Source organism: Streptomyces albireticuli (assembly GCF_021228125.1).
In the GTDB taxonomy this organism is placed as follows: Bacteria; Actinomycetota; Actinomycetes; order Streptomycetales; family Streptomycetaceae; genus Streptomyces; species Streptomyces albireticuli.
The window spans coordinates 869054-890773 of the sequence record NZ_JAJQQS010000002.1 but is presented as its reverse complement, the minus strand read 5'-3'; the positions used below and the strand labels follow the sequence as shown (position 1 = coordinate 890773).

Sequence of the window (21720 nt, the reverse complement as noted above, 5' to 3'; positions counted from 1 at the left end):
GGAAGGGGCGGGTAGGGAAAAAGCCCGCCGCAGGCGCACCCGCCCCGCCGGCCGGTCACCTCACGGCAGATACCGCTCGACCGCCGCCGCCCCCTTCTCCTCGATCAGTCGCTTCGCCGCCTCGACCCGCTCCGGCGTAATGTCCCGGCCGGACGCCATGACGAGGTCCTCCGGGTCGAACGGCCGCTCGCCGCCCGTGTACAGGCGGCTCGGCCGGGACGTGGTGGACGTGTCCTCGGGGCTCTCCTTCACGGTGGGCCTCCTCTGTTCAGCGGCCCCCGCCGGGGGTCGGCTGTTCGAATGTCCCTCCATCCTGGGACATACCCACCCCGTCCGCACGCCGATCTCGCGGCGGACCCACGGCTCCGGCCGGCGCGCGGCGGGAACGGGCCTCCAGGACGAGCGCCAGGGCGAGCAGGACCGCGCCGAGGCCGGCGGATCCCCAGGGGAGGTAGGTGGTGAGGAGGAGGACGAGCCGCCGCTGCGAGGTCACGAGGTCGAGCGTCGCGTCGAGGTAGTCGGGGCGCATCTTCACATGGCCCGCGAAGGCGGTGATGGGCTCCTTCTCGGGGTGGCCGGTCCAGCGCATCTCCTCGCGGTGGACCTCCTCGCCGTTGACGGGCGCCCCGGTGACGGGGTCGACCCAGAACATGCGCTTGGTGGTGTACCAGCGCTCCAGGCCGATCTGCCGGACGGTGTCGGGGGTGATCCCGAGCGGCAGCGCCCTGGGCAGGGGCACCTGGGTCCAGGGGATCGTCTGCTCGAAGTAGTAGACGTCCAGGCCGCGGAAAGCGCGGGTGCCCCGGTAGTGGATGGGGGCGGAGGTGCGGGTCTGCATGTCGAAGTAGCGGTAGTCGCGCTTCTGCACGAGGAAGGGCCATTTGTAGGCGATGCCGTCGCGGCGCACGGGGGTGCCGTCGACGTGTTCGCCGCCCGCGTGGACGGGCCGCTGGCTGTGGGCGTCGAAGACGTAGCGCTCGGGGATCCGCGAGACCATCGCGCCGTCGGGCCCCGCGGCGAAGGTGAGGGTGTCCCAGACGACGACGTCGCGGCCGGTGGCCGCACGGACCTTCGCCGCCTCCTCGGCGTTGCCCTTGAGGGTCTGGATCATGGTGAGCTTGGGGACGGTCCTGGGCTTCAGCGTGGCGTAGTCGATGAGGGTGGCGTCCTTCGCCTCCATGACGACGGCCTGGTAGCGGCCGGCGGGGACCTTGGCCAGCCGGGGGAAGGCGTACCAGCGCAGGAGCGGCGCGAGGGCGAGGAGGAAGACGGCGAGGGCGAGGAGGATCAGGCTCGCTCGGCGGCGCACGGCGTGGTCTCCCCGGGCCTAGGGGTGCGCGGGGGCGGAGGTGAGCATCGGCTCGGGGGAGGTGTGGCCGCGCGGCGGCCCGATCCCGGTGACGACGAGCACGAGGGCGAGGGCGGCGACGAGTCCGACGGCCGCGGCGGCCAGTGCGCGCATACTCGGCCTCCAGAACTGACAGGGCATCAGGGCTGGGGCACGGTAGCAACACCGGCCGGAGATGAGAACCCGGAGCGCCCCCTCGTCCAAGGACGAGGAGGCGCTCCGGGGCGACGACGCTCCGGCTTCCGGCTTCCGGCTTCCGGCTTCCGGCTTCCGGCTTCCGGCTTCCGGCTTCCGGCTTCCGGCTTCCGGCTTCCGGCTTCCGGCTTCCGGCTTCCGGCTTCCGGCTTCCGGCTTCCGGCTTCCGGCACGGCAGAACGCGCAAGACCAGCCTTCGGCTCGCCCGGATCTCGGCGGCAACCGCTCCTCCTCGCGACCCCGGCGGGCGCCGCCCGCCGACCCGCCGGCCGGCCCGCGAAACGTACGGGCCGGGGCGGGACCGGCGCGGACCGGAGCCCGCGGACCGGAGCCCGTGCGCCGCGGACGTGCGCCGCGGACGTAAGCCGAGGTCAGTGCGCCGCGGACGTGCGCCGGAGTCAGTGCGCCGCGGACTCCCAGTCCGCGCCGACGCCCACCGAGACATCCAGCGGCGCGCGCAGCGACACCGCGCCCGCCATCTCCCGGCGGACCAGCTCCTCGACCCGCTCCCGCTCGCCCGGCGCGATCTCCAGCACGATTTCGTCGTGCACCTGGAGCAGCATCCGCGAGGCCAGGCCCGCGGCCTCCAGCGCCTGGCCGACCCGCAGCATCGCGACCTTCACGATGTCGGCGGCCGTGCCCTGGATCGGGGCGTTCAGCGCCATCCGCTCGGCCATCTCGCGGCGCTGGCGGTTGTCGCTGTTGAGGTCCGGGAGGTAGCGGCGACGGCCCAGCATCGTCTCCGTGTAACCCGTGGCACGGGCCTCCACGACCACCCGCTGGAGATAATCCCGCACCCCGCCGAACCGCTCGAAGAAGGTGTCCATCAGCTTGCCCGCCTCGGCGGGCGCGATGCTGAGCTGCTGCGAGAGGCCGAACGCCGACAGACCGTAGGCCAGCCCGTACGACATGGCCTTGATCTTCCGGCGCATCTCCGGGTCGACCTCGCTCTTGGCGACGCCGAAGACCTGGGAGGCCACCGTGGTGTGCAGGTCCTCACCGGAGGCGAACGCCTCGATCAGGCCCTCGTCCTCCGAGAGGTGGGCCATGACGCGCAGCTCGATCTGGCTGTAGTCGGCCGTCATCAGGGACTCGAAGCCGGAGCCGACGACGAAGCCGCGGCGGATGGCCCGGCCCTCGTCCGTCCGCACCGGGATGTTCTGGAGGTTCGGGTCCGTGGACGACAGCCGGCCGGTGGCCGCCACCGTCTGGTTGAACGTGGTGTGGATCCGGCCGTCGGGGGCGATCGCCTTGATCAGGCCCTCGACCGTGGACCGCAGCTTGGCCTGCTCCCGGTGCCGCAGCATGATCACCGGGAGTTCGTTCTCCGTCTGGGCGGCGAGCCAGGCGAGGGCGTCGGCGTCCGTGGTGTACCCGGTCTTGGTCTTCTTCGTCTTCGGCAGGCCCAGCTCGCCGAAGAGCACCTCCTGGAGCTGCTTGGGCGAGCCCAGGTTGAACTCACGGCCCGCCGCGGCGTGCGCCTCCACGACGGCCTGCTGCACGGCGGCGGCGAACTGCTGCTCCATCCGCTCCAGCCAGCCCCGGTCCGCGGCGATGCCCGCCCGCTCCAGACGCGCCAGCAGCGCGCTCGTCGGCAGCTCGACGTCGGCGAGCAGCTCGGCCGCGCCCACGTCCTTCAGCCGGCCCGTGAACGCCTCGCCCAGATCGAGCACCGTACGCGCCCGGCCCATCAGGGCGTCCGCCTCGGCCTGCTCGTCCGCCCCGAAGGCCAGCTGGCCGTCCCCGGCGGCGGCCGTGGCCAGCTCACGGCCCAGATACTCCACCGACAGGGCGTCCAGCTCGAAGGAGCGGCGGCCCGGCTTCACCAGATACGCGGCCAGCGCCGTGTCCATCGTGACGCCCTCGACCGACCAGCCGTGCTCCGCGAAGACCCGCATGGCCGACTTGGCGTCGTGCATCACCTTGGCCCGGCCGGCGTCCCCGCTCCACGCCGCGAACGCCCGCTCGTCGGCCTCGTCCAGCTCGGCCGGATCGAACCAGACGGCCGGGCCCTCGCCCGTCGCCAGCGCGATCTCGGCGACCCGGCCACTGCCCTGCGACCAGGAGTCGACCACGGCCACGCCCAGCGGACCCGCGGCGTGCCCGGCCAGCCACGGCGCGAGCTCCCCCGCGCCCAGCACCACGCCGTCCACCTCGGCCCCGGCGGCCGGCGCCGCCTCCTCCGCGGCGGCCTCCCCACCCGGGTCGGCGGCCAGCAGCCGGTCCCGCAGACCCTGGTTACGGATCTCCAGGCCCTCCAGGAACGCCGTCAGCGCCGCACGGTCGTACGCCGCCCGGGCCAGGCCCTCCGGGCCCACCGGCAGCGCCACGTCCCGCACCATCTCGGTGAGGCGGCGGTTCAGCTTGACGGCCTCCAGGTGGTCCCGGAGGTTCTGCCCGGCCTTGCCCTTGACCTCCTCGACCCGCTCCACCAGCTCCGCGAACGAACCGAACTGGTTGATCCACTTCGCGGCGGTCTTCTCACCGACGCCCGGGATGCCCGGGAGGTTGTCCGACGGGTCGCCGCGCAGCGCCGCGAAGTCCGGGTACTGCGAGGGGCTCAGGCCGTACTTCTCCTGGACCTTCTCCGGCGTGAAGCGCGTCAGCTCCGAGACGCCCTTCGTCGGATAGAGCACCGTGACGTCGTCGGAGACCAGCTGGAAGGAATCGCGGTCACCCGTGACGATCGAGACGTGGAAACCCGCCGCCTCGGCCTGCGTGGCCAGCGTGGCGATCACATCGTCGGCCTCGAAGCCGTCGACCGCGAAGCGGGGCACCTTCATCGCGTCGAGCAGCTCACCGATCAGCTCGACCTGCCCCTTGAACTCGTCGGGCGTCTTCGACCGCGTCGCCTTGTACTCGGGGAACTCGTCCGAGCGCCACGTCTTGCGGGAGACGTCGAACGCCACCGCGAAGTGCGAAGGCTTCTCGTCACGCAGCGTGTTCGCCAGCATGGACGCGAAGCCGTACACCGCGTTCGTCGGCTGGCCGGCCACCGTCGTGAAATTCTCCGCGGGCAGCGCGAAGAACGCCCGGTACGCCATGGAGTGCCCGTCCATCAACAGCAGACGGGGGCGGCCTCCCTCCACAGCCTCGGTGCCGGTCTCTGCGCTCATCTTCGTTCCCTTCGCTGCCACGCCCCCGATCCTGCCACGACCCACTGACAATCCGGGCCGCACCGCCCTCGCCACCCACCCTCCCGGGGCCCGTGACAGGATCGACGTCGAACACGCGAGCACGCCCGCACCGAGCGCTCAAAGGGGAGCGAGATGGCAGCCAAGCCGCCGACAGGCGATCCGGTCCAGGACGCACCCGACGTCACCGCCCCGCAGCACGCCGCGGCCGGCCTCCCCGCCATCGCGCACACGCTGCGCATCGCGCAGCGGCAGATGGGCGTCCGGCGCACGGCCCTCACCCTCCTCAAGGTCAACCAGAAGGACGGCTTCGACTGCCCCGGCTGCGCCTGGCCCGAGCCGGACAAGCGGCACGCCGCCGAGTTCTGCGAGAACGGCGCCAAGGCCGTCGCCGAGGAAGCCACCCTGCGCCGCGTCACCCCCGACTTCTTCGCCGCCCACCCGGTCTCCGACCTCGCCGGCCGCAGCGGCTACTGGCTCGGCCAGCAGGGCCGCCTCACCCGGCCGATGTACCTCGCCGAGGGCTCCGACACCTACGAGCCGGTGTCCTGGGAGCGCGCCTTCGACATCGTCGCCGACGAGCTCACCGCCCTCTCCTCCCCCGACGAGGCCGTCTTCTACACCTCGGGCCGCACCAGCAACGAGGCCGCGTTCCTCTACCAGCTCTTCGCCCGCGAGTTCGGCACCAACAACCTGCCGGACTGCTCCAACATGTGCCACGAGTCCTCCGGCTCCGCCCTCACCGAGACCATCGGCGTCGGCAAGGGCAGCGTCCTCCTGGAGGACCTCTACAAGGCCGACCTGATCATCGTCGCCGGGCAGAACCCCGGCACCAACCACCCCCGCATGCTCAGCGCCCTGGAGAAGGCCAAGGCCGGCGGCACGAAGATCATCACGGTCAACCCGCTCCCCGAAGCGGGCATGGAGCGCTTCAAGAACCCCCAGAACGCCCGCGGTCTCGCCGCCGGCGGCACCCCGCTCACCGACCTCTTCCTCCAGATCCGCCTCGGCGGCGACCAGGCCCTCTTCCGCGCCCTCAACAAACGCGTCCTGGAGACCGAGGGCGCCGTCGACACCGCGTTCGTCGAGGAGCACACCCACGGCTTCGAGGAGTTCGCGCGCGCCGCCCGCACCGCCGACCCGGACGAGACCCTCCGCGCCACCGGCCTGACCCACGAGGAGATCGAGGCCGCCCTCGCCATGATCCTCGCCTCCCGCCGCACCATCGTCTGCTGGGCCATGGGCCTCACCCAGCACAAGCACGCCGTCCCCACCATCAAGGAGGTCGTCAACCTCCTCCTGCTGCGCGGCGACATCGGCCGCCCCGGCGCCGGCGTCTGCCCCGTCCGCGGCCACAGCAACGTCCAGGGCGACCGCACCATGGGCATCTTCGAACGCCCCGCCCCCGCCTTCCTCGACGCCCTGGAGAAGGAGTTCGGCTTCACCCCGCCCCGCGAGCACGGCCTGGACGTCGTCCGCGCCATCCGCGCCCTCCGCGACGGAGCGGCGAAGGTCTTCTTCGCCATGGGCGGCAACTTCGTCTCCGCCACCCCCGACACCGACGTCACCGAGGCCGCCGTCCGCCGCGCCCGCCTCACCGTCCACGTCTCCACCAAGCTCAACCGCTCCCACGTGGTCACCGGCGCCCGCGCACTCATCCTCCCCACCCTCGGCCGCACCGAGCGCGACCGTCAGGCCGGCGGCGACCAGTTCGTCACCGTCGAGGACTCCATGGGCATGGTCCACGCCTCCCGCGGCCGCCTGGACCCCGCCGACCCCACGCTCCTCTCCGAACCCGCCATCGTCTGCCGCCTCGCCCGCCGCGTCCTCGGCACCACCAGCACCACACCGTGGGAAGACTTCGAGAACGACTACGGCACCGTCCGCGACCGCATCGCGCGCGTCATCCCCGGCTTCGAGGACTTCAACGCCCGCGTCGCCCGCCCCGGCGGCTTCACCCTCCCCCACGCCCCCCGCGACGAACGCCGGTTCCCCACCACCACCGGCAAGGCCAACTTCACCGCCGCCCCGGTCGAGTACCCGCACGCGCCCGAAGGCCGGCTCCTCCTCCAGACCCTCCGCTCCCACGACCAGTACAACACCACGATCTACGGCCTCGACGACCGCTACCGCGGCATCAAGAACGGCCGCCGCGTGGTCCTGGTCAACCCGGACGACGCCCGCGAGCTCGACCTCGCCGACGGCTCGTACGCCGACCTCGTCAGCGAGTGGACGGACGGCACCGAACGCCGCGCCGAAGGCTTCCGCGTCGTCCACTACCCCACCGCCCGGGGCTGCGCCGCCGCCTACTACCCCGAGACCAACGTCCTCGTCCCGCTGGACCACACCGCCGACACCAGCAACACCCCCGCCAGCAAGTCCCTGGTGATCAGGGTGGAGCCGAACCGGCCCGGGCCCGCCTGACCATCACCCCGACCGGCCGCCAAGCCTGTTGACCTGATAAGACGTTCACAAGCGTTCATGAAAACGTTCATCACGCAACGAGCAAGGACGATCGGAGCACGTCATGGGTGAGCAGACCGGGACCACTTTCCCTCAGGAGGTCCTGGACCAGTGGGCGGGGAGCGGGATCGACCTGCCCGCCCTGTTCTCCGCCGGGCACCTCGGCGAGCGCATGAGCGTCCGGGTCGTCGAGGCGGCGCCCGACCGCGTGGTCGGCACCATGCCGGTCGAGGGCAACACCCAGCCGTACGGGCTGCTGCACGGCGGCGCCTCCGCCGTGCTCGCCGAGACCCTCGGCTCCGTCGGCGCGATGCTGCACGGCGGCCCCGGCCGGATCGCCGTGGGCGTCGACCTCAACTGCACCCACCACCGCGGCGTACGCTCCGGGCTGGTCACCGGCGTGGCCACCCCCGTGCACCGGGGCCGCTCCACCGCCACCTACGAGATCGTCGTCACCGACGAGCAGGGCAAGCGCGTCTGCAGCGCCCGCCTCACCTGCCTCATCCGTGACACCGACGAGGGCCGCCCCACCACCTGAGGCCCACCTCGCACGTCACCGTGCGTCACATCACATAGGACACCGCCATGAAGCGGCGGCCGGGATCCCGTATCCCCGGCCGCCGCTTTCGCGATCTTTCCGGCCACACAGCGCCCGTACGACGATCACGACACCCGGCCCACGCCCCGCGTCACCCCCGACGCATTAGCGGAACTACACCTTCCCGACCGCGAGGCGCCGGATCTCTCCCCAAACACCCCTTCCGTCCGATCACCTCCACTACACAGAAGTCACTGGAGTGACCTACGCCATAACAAGACAGTCACATCATGGCCAGCACCTCTGCCCCGCGCCGCCGCACGCCCTTAGAGTCACGGCCAGTCACGACCCGCCGGGCGGGCCGCACACCACCACACCGCCCCGCACCGCCCGGCACGCGCCACGGCACCTCAGCAGAGAGGGCCGCGCCAGGGAAGGGAATCACCGTGCGACACCGTTCCTTGCTCATCCTCACCACCGCGCTCACCACCGGGGCCCTCACCCTGAGCGCCTGCGGATCGCGCGACGACAAAGGCGACGACGGAAAGTCCGAAGGCAAGCAGACCACCGTCGTGATCGGCCTCGACGCCCCGCTCACCGGCGACCTCTCCGCCCTCGGCCAAGGCATCAAGAACTCCGCCGAACTCGCCCTGAACAACGCCAACAAGACCAAGGAAGTCCCGGGCGTCACCTTCCGGTTCCGCGCCCTCGACGACCAGGCCCAGCCCACCTCCGGCCAGCAGAACGCCACCAAACTCGCCGGCGACAAACAGGTCCTCGGCATCGTCGGACCGCTCAACTCCAGCGTCGCCCAGTCGATGCAACAGGTCGCCCAGTCCAACAACATCGCACTCATATCCCCCGCCAACACCACCCCCGACCTCAGCCAGGGCAAGGACTGGAAGCAGGACAAGCGCAAACGCCAGTTCAGCACCTACTTCCGCACCTCCACCACCGACGAGGTCCAGGGCTCCTTCGGCGGCAAGTACGCCTACGAACAGATCAAGGCGAAGACCGTCTACGTCATCGACGACCAGAAGACCTACGGCGTCGGCCTCGCCGCCGCCTTCACCACCAAATTCACCGCCCTCGGCGGCAAGGTCGTCGGCACCGAACACGTCAACCCCGAGGACCGCGACTTCAAGGCCATCGTCTCCAAGGTCAAGACCGCGAGCCCCGACCTCGTCTTCTACGGCGGCGAATACCCCGCCTCCGCCCCCCTCAGCCAGCAACTCAAGGACGGCGGCGTCAAAGCCCCCCTCATGGGCGGCGACGGCATGTACAGCGGCGACTACATCACCCTCAACAAGAAGTCCGCCGGCGACTACGCCACCTCCGTCGGCAAACCCGTCGAACAACTCGACTCCGCCAAGAAGTTCATCGCCGACTACAAGACCGCCGGCTACAAGGACCGCTACGAGGCATACGGAGGCTCCACCTACGACGCCACCTGGGCCCTCGTCCAGGCCGTCAAAGCCGTCGTCTCCGCCAACGACGGCAAACTCCCCTCCGACGCCCGCGCCAAAATCGTCGACGCCCTCAACAAGGTCGAATTCGACGGAGTCACCGGCCCCGTCTCCTTCGACAAGTACGGCGACACCACCAACACCCTGATCACCGCCTACCAGGTCGACGCCGGCCAGTGGAAATCCCGCTACAGCGCCGAATACAAGGGCTGACCCCACCGTCACAAGGGCCGACCACGCCGTACGGGCCACCTCCCCGTACCGCCGCACCACCACCCGCCCTCGACGGCCACGCCGCGCGGACGACCCCACAGGCGACCCCGCGCGGCCCCCGGGACCGGTCCCCCCGCACCCCTTCCACCCACGGAGGCCCAGCGGTGCACGAACTGCCGCAACAGCTGGCCAACGGACTCATCCTCGGCGCGATGTACGGACTCATCGCGATCGGCTACACGATGGTCTACGGCATCGTCCAGCTCATCAACTTCGCCCACGGCGAGATCTTCATGGTCGGCGGCTTCGGCGCCCTGACCGCCCACCTCGCCCTCCCCGACGGCACCGCCCTCGCCCTCGCCCTCCCCCTCATGGTCCTCGGCGGCGTCCTCGCCTCCGTCACCATCGGCGTCGCCGCCGAACGCTTCGCCTACCGCCCCCTGCGCGGCGCCCCCCGCCTCGCCCCCCTCATCACCGCCATCGGCCTCTCCATCGCCCTCCAGCAAGCCATCTGGAAGTGGTACCCCGACGCCAAGAAAGCCCGCGTCTTCCCCCAGTTCAAAGGCGAATCCCTCGACATCCTCGGCGTCACCGTCCAACGCGGCGAGATCTTCCTCCTCATCGCCGCACCCCTCTGCATGCTCGCCCTCGGCCTCTTCGTCGCCCGCACCCGCACCGGCCGCGGCATGCAGGCCACCGCCCAGGACCCCGACACCGCCAAGCTCATGGGCATCAACACCGACCGCATCATCGTCATCGCCTTCGCCATCGGCGCCGCCTTCGCCGCGATCGCCGCCGTCGCCCACGGCCTCAAATACGGCCAGGTCGACTTCCGCATGGGCTTCATCACCGGCCTCAAAGCCTTCACCGCCGCCGTCCTCGGCGGCATCGGCAACATCTACGGCGCCATGCTCGGCGGCGTCGTCCTCGGCGTCGCCGAAGCCCTCGCCACCGGCTACATCGAGGAGATCCCCGGCATGACCCAATTCGGCGGCGGCTCCTGGAAGGACGTCTGGGCCTTCGTCCTCCTCATCCTCGTCCTGCTGCTCCGGCCCCAGGGCCTGCTCGGCGAACGCGTCGCGGACAGGGCGTGACCACCATGCCGGACCGACTCCCACGCCGAACCACCGCCCGCGCCCTCACCCTCACCGGCGCCGCCCTCACCATCCTCTCCACCTTCCTCGCCTGGACCTGGACCACCGCCTTCCCCGGCAACCTCACCGTCAACGGCTACCCCGGCGGTCTCCAGACCATCACCCTCACCGGCGGCATCCTCACCCTCCTCCACGCCCTCGCCGGACACCACCTCCGCGGCCTCCGCTGGCTCGCCCCCGCCGGAACCACCGCCCCCACCGTCCTCCTTGCCCTCGGCACCCTCGCCACCACCTGGTACACCCTCGGCGCCATCACCACCGACCTCGGCGGCCTCGCCCACCTCGAACCCGGCGCCTACATCGCCGCGGCCGCCACCCTCCTCACCCTCACCGGAGCCCTCGCCCTCCCCAACGACCGCCAGACCACCGAAACCGCCGGAACCACCGCCGCCACAGGCACACCAGGCACACCAGAAACCCGCCCCAACCCCTGGCAACGCTTCCGCCACACCCTCACCACCGGCCGCGCACCCCGGCCCACCCCCCTCCCCACCTGGGCCGAAATCCTCATCATCGCCACCGCCTTCGCCCTTGGCCTCGCCGCCTTCACCTACGGCATCGACACCGAATACGGCGAACTCTTCGTCGGCTACCTCCTCCTCGCCGTCTTCACCCTCACCGCACTCAACCGCTCCGGACTCACCTCACGCCTCAGCACCCTCACCGCCAAACACCGCAACATCACCCTCACCGCCGCCTTCACGGCCGCCGCCTGCTTCCCCTTCCTCCAGACCAACGACGCCTACGCCAACCTCGCCACCAGCATCCTGATCTTCGCCACCGTCGCCCTCGGCCTCAATGTCGTCGTCGGCCTCGCCGGCCTCCTCGACCTCGGCTACGTCGCCTTCCTCGGCGTCGGCGCCTACGCCGCCGCCCTCGTCTCCGGCTCCCCCGAATCCGCCGTAGGCGTCCACTTCCCCTTCTGGGCCGCCGTCCTCACCGGAATCGGCGCCTCCCTCGTCTTCGGCGTCCTCATCGGAGCCCCCACCCTCCGCCTCCGCGGCGACTACCTCGCCATCGTCACCCTCGGCTTCGGCGAGATCTTCCGCATCACCATGCTCAACCTCAACGGCAAAACCGGACCCGACATCACCAACGGCTCCATGGGCATCCCCAACATCCCCGAACTCGACCTCTTCGGCTTCGACTTCGGCCAGACCCACGACATCCTCGGCATCCCCATCGGACGCTTCGGCAACTACTACCTCCTGATGCTCCTCGCCACCCTCCTCGTCGTCCTCGTCTTCCGCCGCGCCGCCGAATCCCGCATCGGCCGCGCCTGGGTCGCCATCCGCGAGGACGAGACCGCCGCCACCGCCATGGGCATCAACGCCTTCCGCCTCAAACTCCTCGCCTTCGCCCTCGGCGCCGCCCTCGCCGGACTCGCCGGCACCGTCCACGCCCACGTCATCACCACCGCCACCCCCGACCAGTACCAATTCGCCGGCACCGTCCCCCCCAACTCCGCCTTCCTCCTCGCCGCCGTCATCCTCGGCGGCATGGGCACCATCAGCGGACCCGTCATCGGCGCCGCCCTCCTCTACCTCATCCCGAACAAGATGGACTTCATGCAGGACTACCAGCTGCTCCTCTTCGGCCTCGCCCTCATCCTGCTCATGCGCTTCCGCCCCGAAGGCATGGTCGCCGACCGCAGGAAACAGCTCGAATTCCACGAGACCGGGCAACTGGACGTACCCGAACAAGGCCTCCCCGACGGGGCGGTCGGCGTCACCAAAGCGGAGGCGTGACCGCCATGACCACCACCACCGCGACCACACCACCCGCACCCGCCACCGACGACACCCCCGTCCTCACCGCCACCGGCGTCACCATGCGCTTCGGCGGACTCACCGCCGTACGCGCCGTCGACCTCACCGTCTCCGCCCACGAAATCGTCGGCCTCATAGGACCCAACGGCGCCGGAAAAACCACCTTCTTCAACTGCCTCACCGGCCTCTACATCCCCACCGAAGGCACCGTCACCTACCGCGACACCGTCCTCCCACCCAAACCCCACCTCGTCACCAAAGCCGGCGTCGCCCGCACCTTCCAGAACATCCGCCTCTTCGCCAACATGACCGTCCTCGAAAACGTCCTCGTCGGCCGCCACACCCGCACCCACGAAGGCCTCTTCTCCGCCCTCCTGCGCACCCCCCGCTTCCACCGCGCCGAAACCGCCTCCACCCGGCGCGCCATGGAACTCCTCGACTTCACCGGCCTCGCCCCCAAGGCAGACCACCTCGCCCGCAACCTCCCCTACGGCGAACAGCGCAAGCTGGAGATCGCCCGCGCCCTCGCCAGCGACCCCGGCCTGCTCCTCCTCGACGAACCCACCGCCGGCATGAACCCCCAGGAGACCCGCGCCACCGAAGCCCTCGTCCGCGCCATCCGCGCCCAGGGCACCGCCGTCCTCGTCATCGAGCACGACATGCGCTTCATCTTCAACCTCTGCGACCGCGTCGCCGTCCTCGTCCAGGGCGAGAAGCTCGTCGAAGGCACCTCCGACGTCGTCCAGGCCGACGAACGCGTCATCGCCGCCTACCTCGGCACGCCCTTCGAGGGCGCGCCGGGCGAGGAGGAACTCGCGGAGGTCGAGGCGGCGGAGGCGGGAGCGGGAGCGACTACGGGTGCGGGTGCGGGTACGGGTACGGATACAGCGGGCACGGGCACGGGCACGGAAACCGCAGGCGATCCCGGCGCCGCCCGGACCGAGGAGGACCGATGACCACCCCCCTCCTGGAGGTGGAGAACCTCCGCGTCGCCTACGGCAAGATCGAAGCCGTCAAGGGCATCTCCTTCACCGTCGAGGCCGGCCAGGTCGTCACCCTCATCGGCACCAACGGGGCCGGCAAGACCACGACCCTCCGCACCCTCTCCGGCCTCCTCAAGCCCCTCGCGGGCACCGTACGCTTCGACGGCCGACCGCTGACCGGCGTCCCCGCCCACAAGATCGTCGCCCTCGGCCTCGCCCACTCCCCCGAGGGCCGGCACATCTTCCCCCGCCTCACCATCGCCGAGAACCTCCAGCTGGGAGCGTTCCTGCGCAAGGACGGCACGGAGATCGACCGGGACATCCAGCACGTCTACGAGCTCTTCCCGATCCTCGGCGAACGCGCGAAACAGGCCTCCGGCACCCTCTCCGGCGGCGAGCAGCAGATGCTCGCCATGGGCAGGGCCCTGATGTCCCGCCCCAAGCTCCTCATGCTCGACGAGCCCTCCATGGGCCTCTCCCCGATCATGATGCAGAAGATCATGCGGACCATCACCGAACTCAGGGCCTCCGGCACCACGATCCTGCTCGTCGAGCAGAACGCCCAGGCCGCGCTGTCCCTGGCCGACCACGGCCACGTCATGGAGACCGGCCGCATCGTCCTGTCCGGGACGGGCGCGGACCTGCTCCACGACGAATCCGTGCGGAAGGCGTACCTGGGCGAGGACTGAGCGGCGGGGCCGCGGGCCGCCCCGGTCCGGGACGGCCCAGGACGCACGGGAGGGGCCCGCGTCCGTAACCCGGACGCGGGCCCCTCCCGTATGCCGTATGCCGCTCCCGGGGTGTTACCCCTTGGCCTTCTTCTCCGCGGCGTCCTCGATGACCGCCTCGGCGACCTGCTGCATCGACATGCGCCGGTCCATCGACGTCTTCTGGATCCAGCGGAACGCGGCCGGCTCCGTCAGCCCGTACTGCGTCTGGAGCACGCTCTTCGCCCGGTCCACGAGCTTGCGCGTCTCCAGCCGCTGCGAGAGGTCGGCGACCTCCTGCTCCAGGGCCTTCAGCTGGGTGAACCGCGAGACGGCCATCTCGATGGCCGGCACCACGTCGCTCTTGCTGAACGGTTTCACCAGATACGCCATGGCCCCGGCGTCCCGCGCCCGCTCCACGAGGTCGCGCTGCGAGAAGGCGGTGAGCATCAGCACGGGCGCGATGGAGTCACCGGCGATCTGCTCGGCCGCGGAGATCCCGTCGAGCACGGGCATCTTCACGTCGAGGATGACCAGGTCGGGCTTGTGCTCCCGGGCGAGCGCCACGGCCGTCTCGCCGTCGCCGGCCTCGCCCACGACGGAGTAGCCCTCTTCCTCCAGCATCTCTTTGAGGTCGAGCCGGATGAGGGCCTCGTCCTCGGCGATCACGACGCGGGTGGTGTGCGGAGGGGTGTGCTGCGGCTCGTCGTCGACGGGCGGGGTGGGCTCGGCGGCGGTCACGGGTCTCCTCGTTCGGGAAGGTACTGCCCCTTGAGCCTACCTAGCTGACCCTCCTGACCGGCACCGGGTACACTTCCGACGGGCAACCTCGCCGGGTTGGCGGAATGGCAGACGCTGATGTCTCAAACACATCTGCCCGAAAGGGCGTGCGGGTTCGACTCCCGCACCCGGCACACATATGTCCGCTAAGCGGACGGTCACCTTCTCGTGAAACCTGACTATTTCACGCCGTGAGGCTGATTAATCACGCACGGTTGTTCCATGCAGATGCACGGCAGCGAATTGCGCCAGAAGGCCCTCGGTCTCCTTCGTAACGGATCCAAGAACGCGGACGTCGCCCGCGCGCTGGACGTCCCCCTCGGTACGGTCAGCTACTGGAGACACGTGGACCGCGCGAAACGCGGGGAATGTCCAGGAGCCCACAGAGCTCCGTGTCCCCGCTGTGACGGTCGCGAGCTGGACGAAGCCGCGTACTCCTACCTCTTAGCCCTCTACCTGGGCGACGGCCACATCATCCAGTACTCCGGACACCGGGTGCCGAGCCTCATGATCTCCTGCGGTGACGACTGGCCGGGCCTCATGGACGCATGCGAGGCGGCGATGCGGGCGGTCTTCCCCGACAACTCCACCTGCCGGGTCCGCCGAACCGGCTGTCACAACGTGAAGGTCTACTCCAAGCATCTCTGGTGCATGTTTCCGCAGCACGGCCCCGGCAAGAAGCACGAGCGAACGATCGCACTGGAGCCCTGGCAGCAGCAGATCGTGGAGGAGTACCCCTGGGAGTTCATCCGTGGCCTCATCCATTCCGACGGCTGCCGCATCACCAACTGGACCGTCCGCCTCGTGGGCGGCGAGCGGAAGCGCTACGAGTACACGAGGTACTTCTTCACGAACAAGTCCGACGACATCCGCGACCTCTACTGCGAGGCGCTCGACATGGTCGGCGTCGAGTGGAAGATGACCCGGCGGGGCCAGGACCCCTTCAACATCTCCGTAGCCCGCAAAGCATCCGTCGCGCTCATGGACGTCCACGTCGGGCCCAAGTACTGAGCGTCTGCCAGGGCGGGGCGCCTCCGGCGGTTTCCCCAGCCCCGCCCCTTCCCGAAACCGGGGCTCCGCCCCGGACCCCGGTCCTCAGGCTCCCCCAGCTACCGCTGGGAGGTGCCCCCAGACGGGCTGAAATCAGCCCGTCCGGCGCTTGAGGACACCGCGCCGGCGCGGCCGGGGGCCCGGGGGCTTGCCCCCGGTTACGGGAAGGGGCGGGGCTGGGGACAAAGCCGCCCGCAGGGCACCCCTCAGTCCTCCCCGATGTGATGCACCCGCACAAGATTCGTCGTCCCCGCGACCCCCGGCGGCGACCCCGCCGTAATGATCACCATGTCCCCCTTCCGGCACCTCCCGATCCGCAGCAGATACTCGTCCACCTGATCCACCATCTCGTCAGTCGTCTGCACCATCGGCCCCAGGAACGTCTCGACACCCCACGTCAGATTGAGCTGCGAGCGCGTCGCCGGCTCCGGTGTGAAGGCCAGCAGGGGGATCGGTGAGCGGTACCGCGACAAGCGGCGGACGGTGTCACCGGATTGGGTGAAGGCCACGAGGTACTTGGCGCCGAGGAAGTCGCCCATCTCGGCGGCGGCGCGGGCGACGGAGCCGCCCTGGGTGCGGGGCTTGCCGCGTTCGCTCAGTGGGGGCAGGCCCTTGGCGAGGACGTCCTCCTCGGCGGCGGCGACGATGCGGCCCATGGTCTTCACCGTCTCGACGGGGTATTTGCCCACGCTGGTCTCGCCGCTCAGCATCACCGCGTCCGTGCCGTCGATGACGGCGTTGGCGACGTCGGAGGCTTCCGCGCGGGTGGGGCGGGAGGCGTCGATCATGGAGTCGAGCATCTGGGTGGCGACGATCACCGGCTTGGCGTTGCGCTTGGCGAGCTTGATGGCCCGCTTCTGCACGATCGGGACCGTTTCCAGGGGCATTTCGACGCCGAGGTCGCCGCGGGCGACCATGATCCCGTCGAACGCGTCGACGATGCCGTCGAGGTTCTGGACGGCCTGGGGCTTCTCGATCTTGGCGATGACGGGGAGGCGGCGGCCCTCCTGGTCCATGACGCGGTGGACGTCCTGGATGTCGGCCGCGTTGCGGACGAAGGAGAGGGCGATGATGTCGGCGCCGGTCCGGATCGCCCAGCGGAGGTCTTCGACGTCCTTCTGGGAGAGGGCGGGGACGGAGACGGCGACGCCGGGGAGGTTGAGGCCCTTGTGGTCGGAGACCATGCCGCCCTCGATGACGACGGTGCGGACGCGGGGCCCGTCGACCTCGGTGACCTCAAGGGTGACGCGGCCGTCGTCGACGAGGATGCGCTCGCCTTTGGTGACGTCGGCGGCGAGGCCGTCATAGGTGGTGCCGCAGGAGTGGCGGTCGCCCTCGGCGCCCTCTTCGACGGTGATGGTGAATTCGTCGCCGCGTTCAAGGAGTACAGGCCCTTCGCGGAACCTGCCGAGGCGGATCTTCGGACCTTGAAGGTCGGCGAGGATGCCGATGTTGCGGCCGGTTTCCTCGGCCGCCTTGCGTACGCGCTGGTACCGCGCCTCGTGCTCGACGTACGTGCCGTGGCTGAGGTTGAAGCGGGCGACGTCCATGCCGGCTTCGACGAGGGCCTTGATCTGCTCGTACGAATCGGTGGCGGGTCCCAGGGTGCAGACGATTTTCGCTCGGCGCATGGCACGACCTTATGACCTACCGGTGGGTAGAGAATTGGCCGCCGCCAACTGCCCAACGTCCGTTTGGTAAAAGCTTGTTGACATCTACTGAAACGTGCGCGGGGTCGCTCCGATGAGCGCTTTCAGAGGGCCGGTGGGGTCATCGTCAACCGGGCGTTGACCTGTGCGTAGACGGTCTGGCGCTGGGGTTCGAGATCGAGTGCGGGAGCCGGTTCCGGGGCTCCGCCGTAGCCGGCCGCGCGGGAGAGGCCCGCGACCGGGGGCATACCGCCGTAGGGGGTGTTCTCCGCGCCTTCGTCGGCGAGCTCGAGCAGGGCGACCAGCCGGGCACCGAGGGCCTCGGCGTATTCGCGGGCGCGCTGCACGGCGTCCCGTACGGCCTGTCGGCGGGCCTCGCGGTGGGCGGGCGAGTCGGGGCGCAGTGCCCACCAGGGGCCGTCGACGCGGGTGAGGTCAAGGTCGGCGAGGCGGGTGGTGAGTTCGCCGAGGGTGGTGAAGTCGTTGAGGGTGGCGGTGTGGTGGACGGTGCCGTGGTAGGCGCGGACGCGTTCGCCGCGGCCTTTGTCGGAGAGCTGGGGGGTGAGGGTGAAGGTGCCGGTCTCGATGCGTTCGACGGCGTCGCCGGTGGTCTTGAGGAGGTCGAGGACCTGGTTATTGCGGCGGGTGAGGTCGGTGAGGGTGGTGTTGCGGTCGGTGCCCCGGGCCGTGACGGTGATGCCGAGGTGGGCGAGCTCGGGTTCGACCTCCAGGCGGGCTTCGCCGCGTACGGCGATGCGAGGGTGTTCGGGGGTGCCGTAGGGCAGGGGCCGGGGTGTGTGCTGCTCGGGTGTGGTCATGGGGTCATGGTGGCAGTCGGGCCGGTCGCCGGGGAGTCACCGGATCGCAACCTTGCGGGGGTGTTGTGGGCAGGGGTGCCGAGGTCAGAATCTACGCGCGTTGTCAGTGACTGAATGGGGAGATGAAGTGCCGCTGAACCGGAGAAACTTTCTGGGGCGTACCGCCGCGACGGGTGCGGGTGTCGCGCTCGCGGGCTCGGTGGGGGTGGCGGGGGCCGGTCCGGCCGCGGCACAGGGCTCGGACCGTGGGAAGCGACGCTACGCGTTCACGGTGATGGGCACGACGGATCTGCACGGGAACGTCTTCAACTGGGACTATTTCACCGATGCGGAGTTCGACGACAAGGCGCACAACGATGTGGGTCTGGCGAAGATCTCGACGCTGGTGAATCAGGTGCGGGAGGTGAAGGGGCGGCGGAACACGCTGCTGATCGACGCGGGCGACACGATTCAGGGTACGCAGCTGTCGTATTACTACGCCAAGGTGGATCCGATCACGCGGAAGCACGGTCCGGTGCATCCGATGGCGCAGGCGATGAACGCGATCGGTTATGACGCGGCGGCGCTGGGGAACCACGAGTTCAATTACGGCATTCCGGTGCTGCGGAAGTTCGAGGAGCAGTGTGATTTCCCGCTGCTGGGGGCGAACGCGCTGGATACGAAGACGCAGCGACCGGCGTTCGCGCCGTATGTGATGAAGCGGGTGCGGACGCCGTTCGGCCGTGATGTGAAGGTGGCGGTGCTGGGGCTGACCAATCCGGGTATCGCGATCTGGGACAAGGCGAATGTCCAGGGGAAGATGACGTTCCCGGGGCTGGAGGAGCAGGCGGCGAAGTGGGTGCCGCGGCTTCGGTCGATGGGTGCGGACGTGGTGATCGTGTCGGCGCATTCGGGTTCGAGCGGTACGTCCTCGTACGGTGATCAGCTGCCTCATGTGGAGAACGCGGCGGCGCTGGTGGCGGAGCAGGTGCCGGGTATCGACGCGATTCTGGTGGGGCACGCGCACACGGAGATTCCCGAGTACCGGGTGGTCAACAAGAAGACGGGCAAGGCGGTCGTGCTCTCGGAGCCGTTGAAGTGGGGGCAGCGGCTGACGCTGTTCGACTTCGGTCTGGTGTGGGAGCGGGGTTGCTGGCGGGTGGAGTCGGTGTCGGCGAAGGTGCTGAATTCCAACACGGTGCCGGAGGACAAGAAGATCACCGGGCTGCTGCGCGATGAACACGAGAAGGTCGTGGCGTATGTGAATCAGGTGATCGGTACGTCGACGGCGGCGATGAGTGCGGCGGAGGCCCCGTACAAGGACACGCCGATCATCGATTTCATCAATCATGTGCAGGCGGAGACGGTGCGCGGGGCGCTGGCGGGGACGGCGTACGCGTCGCTGCCGGTGCTGTCGCAGGCGTCGTGCTTCTCGCGTACGGCGGCGGTGCCGGCGGGGAAGGTGACGATCCGCGAGGTGGCGGGGCTGTATCCGTTCGAGAACACCCTGGAGGCGCGGGTGCTGACGGGGGCGCAGCTGCGGGAGTATCTGGAGTTCTCGGCGCGGTATTACGTGCGGACGGCGGCGGGTGGTGCGGTGGATCCGGCGAAGCTGACGAATGCGGAGAGCATTCCGGATTACAACTATGACGCGGTCAGCGGCCTCTCCTACGAGATCGACATCGCGAAGGCGCCGGGGGCGCGGATCTCGAAGCTGTCGTTCGGCGGGAGGCCGCTGGATGACGCGGCGCAGTTCGTGCTGGCGGTGAACAATTACCGGGCGAGTGGTGGGGGTAATTTCCCGCACATCGCGAGGGCGAAGCAGGTGTGGGCGAATCCTGAGGAGATCCGCAACACGATCATTTCGTGGGTGAAGGCCCGGGGGTCGATCGATGTGGGTGGGTTCGCGTCAGTGGACTGGAAGCTGACGCGGGATGGTGCGCCGGTCTTCTGAGGTGGTGCGCTGGGGCCGTGACTGTGGTCGCGGCTCCAGTCCGAAGGTGGTGAAGGCGGTCCGCTCCGGGAGGGGGTAGACCGTCTTTTTCATGAGGGCGTTGAGGATGACGGCGCTGCGCCAGGCGGCGAGGCCGAGGTCGGGGGTGCCGACGCCGTGGGTGTGCTGTTCGGCGTTCTGGACGTGGACGGCGCCGGTGACGAGGGGGTCGAGGACGAGGCGGTGGTGTTCGTCGATGCGGGGGCGGTCGCTGTGGTCGCGGCGGATGTAGGGGTCGAGGGCGGCGAGGAGGGTTTCGGTGCGGCGTTCGCGGTAGCCGGTGGCGAGGACGACGGCGTCGGTGGTGATGCGGGAGCGGGCGCCTTGCTGGGCGTGTTCGAGGTGGAGTTCGACGCGGGTGGTGCCGACGCGGCCGGCGGTGCGGACGAAGACTCCGGGGGTGAGGACGGTGTCGGGCCAGCCGCCGTGGAGGCTGCGGCGGTAGAGCTCTTCGTGGATGTCGGCGAGGGTGCCGGCGGCGATGCCGCGGTGGAGTTGCCATTGCTGGGGCAGGAGCTGGTTGCGTACGGATTCGGGGAGGGCGTGGAAGTAGCGGGTGTAGTCGGGGGTGAACTGTTCGAGGCCGAGTTTGCTGTATTCCATGGGGGCGAAGGCGGGGGTGCGGGCCAGCCAGTGGAGTTTCTCGCGGCCCGCGGGGCGGTTGCGGAGGAGGTCGAGGAAGACCTCGGCGCCGGACTGGCCTGAGCCGATGACGGTGATGTGGTCGGCGGCGAGGATGCGCTCGCGGTGGTCGAGGTAGTCGGCGGAGTGGATGACGGGGACGGTGGGGGCTTCGGCGAGGGGGCGGAGGGGTTCGGGGATGTGGGGGGTGGTGCCGACGCCGAGGACGAGGTTGCGGGCGTAGGCGCGGCCGAGGGCTTCGGCTTCGCCGTCGGCGTCGAGCTGGGTGTAGTCGATCTCGAAGAGGTTGCGTTCGGGGTTCCAGCGGAGGGCGTCGATCTGGTGGCCGAAGTGGAGGTCGGGGAGGGATTGGCTGACCCAGCGGCAGTAGGCGTCGTATTCGGCGCGCTGGATGTGGGAGCGCTCGGCGAAGTAGAAGGGGTAGAGGCGTTCCCGGGTCTTGAGGTAGTTGAGGAAGCTCCAGGGGCTGGTGGGGTCGGCGAGGGTGACGAGATCGGCGAGGTACGGGACCTGGAGGCTGGTGCCGTCGATGAGGAGGCCGGGGTGCCAGCGGAAGGTGGTGGTCTGGTCGTAGAAGGCGGTGCGGAGGCCGGGGACGCCGTGGGCGAGGGCGGCGAGGGAGAGGTTGAAGGGGCCGATGCCGATGCCGGCGAGGTCGAGGGGCTGGTCGGGGGTGGTGCGGGGGCCGTTCGCGTGGGTGGTGTCGGGGTGGGGGCCGGTGGTGGGGCCGGAGCCGTTGGGCGGGGTTTCGGGGGTGGTCTTGGGGGTGCCGGTGGTGTTCTTCGGTGGTTTCGCTGCGCTCATCGAGGTGTCTGACCTTCCCTGAGGGTGGTGGGTGG

The 21720-nt window shown here is 69.9% G+C and carries 17 protein-coding genes and 1 tRNA gene; 10 read left to right on the top strand and 8 right to left on the bottom strand.

The genetic code is table 11. The annotated features are described in order from the left end of the window. Positions 1-60: 60 nt before the first annotated feature. The 4 genes from LUZ64_RS04115 to polA all read right to left on the bottom strand — a co-directional run bounded on the left by LUZ64_RS04115 (position 61) and on the right by polA (position 4659). On the bottom strand, positions 61-252 hold the full coding sequence (locus LUZ64_RS04115) for a hypothetical protein (RefSeq protein ID WP_095580529.1): 192 nt from the start codon (positions 250-252) through the stop codon (positions 61-63). Positions 253-268: 16 nt separating this feature from the next. Beyond that, a complete protein-coding gene (pgfA, locus tag LUZ64_RS04110; protein ID WP_095580527.1) occupies positions 269-1309 on the bottom strand; it encodes a cell envelope lipid trafficking protein PgfA in 1041 nt (346 codons plus the stop codon). A gap of 18 nt (positions 1310-1327) precedes the next feature. Next, the gene (locus LUZ64_RS04105; protein ID WP_107426592.1) at positions 1328-1462 is read right to left on the bottom strand and encodes an SPW_0924 family protein; all 135 of its coding nucleotides are present in this window, start codon (positions 1460-1462) and stop codon (positions 1328-1330) included. Between the two features lie 479 nt (positions 1463-1941). Next, a complete protein-coding gene (gene polA / locus LUZ64_RS04100; protein ID WP_211304976.1) occupies positions 1942-4659 on the bottom strand; it encodes a DNA polymerase I in 2718 nt (905 codons plus the stop codon). A 153-nt stretch (positions 4660-4812) separates the two neighbouring features. On the opposite strand from polA, the gene LUZ64_RS04095 reads away from it, so the two are divergent. The 7 genes from LUZ64_RS04095 (at position 4813) to LUZ64_RS04065 (ending at position 13952) form a co-directional block, all read left to right on the top strand. Further along, positions 4813-7101 carry an FdhF/YdeP family oxidoreductase gene (locus tag LUZ64_RS04095; RefSeq protein ID WP_232390002.1) on the top strand — a complete coding sequence of 763 codons (2289 nt, stop codon included), beginning with the start codon at positions 4813-4815 and terminating at the stop codon, positions 7099-7101. A 103-nt stretch (positions 7102-7204) separates the two neighbouring features. Next, on the top strand, positions 7205-7678 hold the full coding sequence (locus LUZ64_RS04090; protein ID WP_095581560.1) for a PaaI family thioesterase: 474 nt from the start codon (positions 7205-7207) through the stop codon (positions 7676-7678). A 461-nt stretch (positions 7679-8139) separates the two neighbouring features. Then, a complete protein-coding gene (locus tag LUZ64_RS04085) occupies positions 8140-9357 on the top strand; it encodes a branched-chain amino acid ABC transporter substrate-binding protein (protein ID WP_095581561.1) in 1218 nt (405 codons plus the stop codon). 164 nt (positions 9358-9521) lie between these two features. Continuing rightward, on the top strand, positions 9522-10451 hold the full coding sequence (locus tag LUZ64_RS04080; RefSeq protein ID WP_232390003.1) for a branched-chain amino acid ABC transporter permease: 930 nt from the start codon (positions 9522-9524) through the stop codon (positions 10449-10451). A gap of 5 nt (positions 10452-10456) precedes the next feature. Next, positions 10457-12259 (top strand): branched-chain amino acid ABC transporter permease, encoded by a 1803-nt coding sequence (locus tag LUZ64_RS04075; protein WP_095584493.1) that lies wholly within the window; start codon positions 10457-10459, stop codon positions 12257-12259. Between the two features lie 5 nt (positions 12260-12264). After that, positions 12265-13236, top strand: a complete 972-nt coding sequence (locus LUZ64_RS04070; RefSeq protein ID WP_095584492.1) for an ABC transporter ATP-binding protein — start codon at positions 12265-12267, stop codon at positions 13234-13236. Next, positions 13233-13952, top strand: a complete 720-nt coding sequence (locus LUZ64_RS04065; RefSeq protein ID WP_095584490.1) for an ABC transporter ATP-binding protein — start codon at positions 13233-13235, stop codon at positions 13950-13952. Before LUZ64_RS04070 ends, LUZ64_RS04065 begins: the two co-directional genes overlap by 4 nt. 114 nt (positions 13953-14066) lie before the next feature. Here LUZ64_RS04065 and LUZ64_RS04060 read toward each other — a convergent pair whose 3' ends face one another. Then, a complete protein-coding gene (locus tag LUZ64_RS04060) occupies positions 14067-14711 on the bottom strand; it encodes an ANTAR domain-containing response regulator (RefSeq protein WP_095584489.1) in 645 nt (214 codons plus the stop codon). 90 nt (positions 14712-14801) lie between these two features. On the opposite strand from LUZ64_RS04060, the gene LUZ64_RS04055 reads away from it, so the two are divergent. Together LUZ64_RS04055 and LUZ64_RS04050 are read left to right on the top strand one after the other, a co-directional pair. Beyond that, a tRNA-Leu gene (locus tag LUZ64_RS04055) sits at positions 14802-14884 on the top strand. 88 nt (positions 14885-14972) lie between these two features. Beyond that, positions 14973-15761: a hypothetical protein gene (locus LUZ64_RS04050; protein WP_095584488.1), complete on the top strand. Its 789-nt coding sequence runs from the start codon at positions 14973-14975 to the stop codon at positions 15759-15761. 245 nt (positions 15762-16006) lie between these two features. Here the strand turns inward: LUZ64_RS04050 and pyk are convergent, their stop codons facing one another. Next, positions 16007-17431, bottom strand: a complete 1425-nt coding sequence (gene pyk / locus LUZ64_RS04045) for a pyruvate kinase (RefSeq protein WP_095584487.1) — start codon at positions 17429-17431, stop codon at positions 16007-16009. A gap of 122 nt (positions 17432-17553) precedes the next feature. Next, positions 17554-18267: an SIMPL domain-containing protein gene (locus tag LUZ64_RS04040; RefSeq protein ID WP_095584486.1), complete on the bottom strand. Its 714-nt coding sequence runs from the start codon at positions 18265-18267 to the stop codon at positions 17554-17556. A 127-nt stretch (positions 18268-18394) separates the two neighbouring features. Between LUZ64_RS04040 and LUZ64_RS04035 the strand changes: the two genes are divergently transcribed. Next, positions 18395-20200 carry a bifunctional metallophosphatase/5'-nucleotidase gene (locus LUZ64_RS04035; RefSeq protein ID WP_095584485.1) on the top strand — a complete coding sequence of 602 codons (1806 nt, stop codon included), beginning with the start codon at positions 18395-18397 and terminating at the stop codon, positions 20198-20200. Here LUZ64_RS04035 and LUZ64_RS04030 read toward each other — a convergent pair. Next, positions 20156-21685 (bottom strand): lysine N(6)-hydroxylase/L-ornithine N(5)-oxygenase family protein, encoded by a 1530-nt coding sequence (locus LUZ64_RS04030; protein WP_232390004.1) that lies wholly within the window; start codon positions 21683-21685, stop codon positions 20156-20158. The two genes, LUZ64_RS04035 and LUZ64_RS04030, sit on opposite strands and share 45 nt — an antisense overlap. Positions 21686-21720: the final 35 nt, after the last annotated feature.

Coding starts and splice junctions, on each gene's coding strand:
- LUZ64_RS04105 (WP_107426592.1), bottom strand. CDS start 1,462: ATGCGCGCACTGGCCGCCGCGGCCGTCGGACTCGTCGCCGCCCTCGCC.
- LUZ64_RS04090 (WP_095581560.1), top strand. CDS start 7,205: ATGGGTGAGCAGACCGGGACCACTTTCCCTCAGGAGGTCCTGGACCAG.
- LUZ64_RS04095 (WP_232390002.1), top strand. CDS start 4,813: ATGGCAGCCAAGCCGCCGACAGGCGATCCGGTCCAGGACGCACCCGAC.
- pyk (WP_095584487.1), bottom strand. CDS start 17,431: ATGCGCCGAGCGAAAATCGTCTGCACCCTGGGACCCGCCACCGATTCG.
- LUZ64_RS04075 (WP_095584493.1), top strand. CDS start 10,457: ATGCCGGACCGACTCCCACGCCGAACCACCGCCCGCGCCCTCACCCTC.
- LUZ64_RS04040 (WP_095584486.1), bottom strand. CDS start 18,267: ATGACCACACCCGAGCAGCACACACCCCGGCCCCTGCCCTACGGCACC.
- LUZ64_RS04070 (WP_095584492.1), top strand. CDS start 12,265: ATGACCACCACCACCGCGACCACACCACCCGCACCCGCCACCGACGAC.
- LUZ64_RS04030 (WP_232390004.1), bottom strand. CDS start 21,685: ATGAGCGCAGCGAAACCACCGAAGAACACCACCGGCACCCCCAAGACC.
- LUZ64_RS04050 (WP_095584488.1), top strand. CDS start 14,973: ATGCAGATGCACGGCAGCGAATTGCGCCAGAAGGCCCTCGGTCTCCTT.
- LUZ64_RS04065 (WP_095584490.1), top strand. CDS start 13,233: ATGACCACCCCCCTCCTGGAGGTGGAGAACCTCCGCGTCGCCTACGGC.
- polA (WP_211304976.1), bottom strand. CDS start 4,659: ATGAGCGCAGAGACCGGCACCGAGGCTGTGGAGGGAGGCCGCCCCCGT.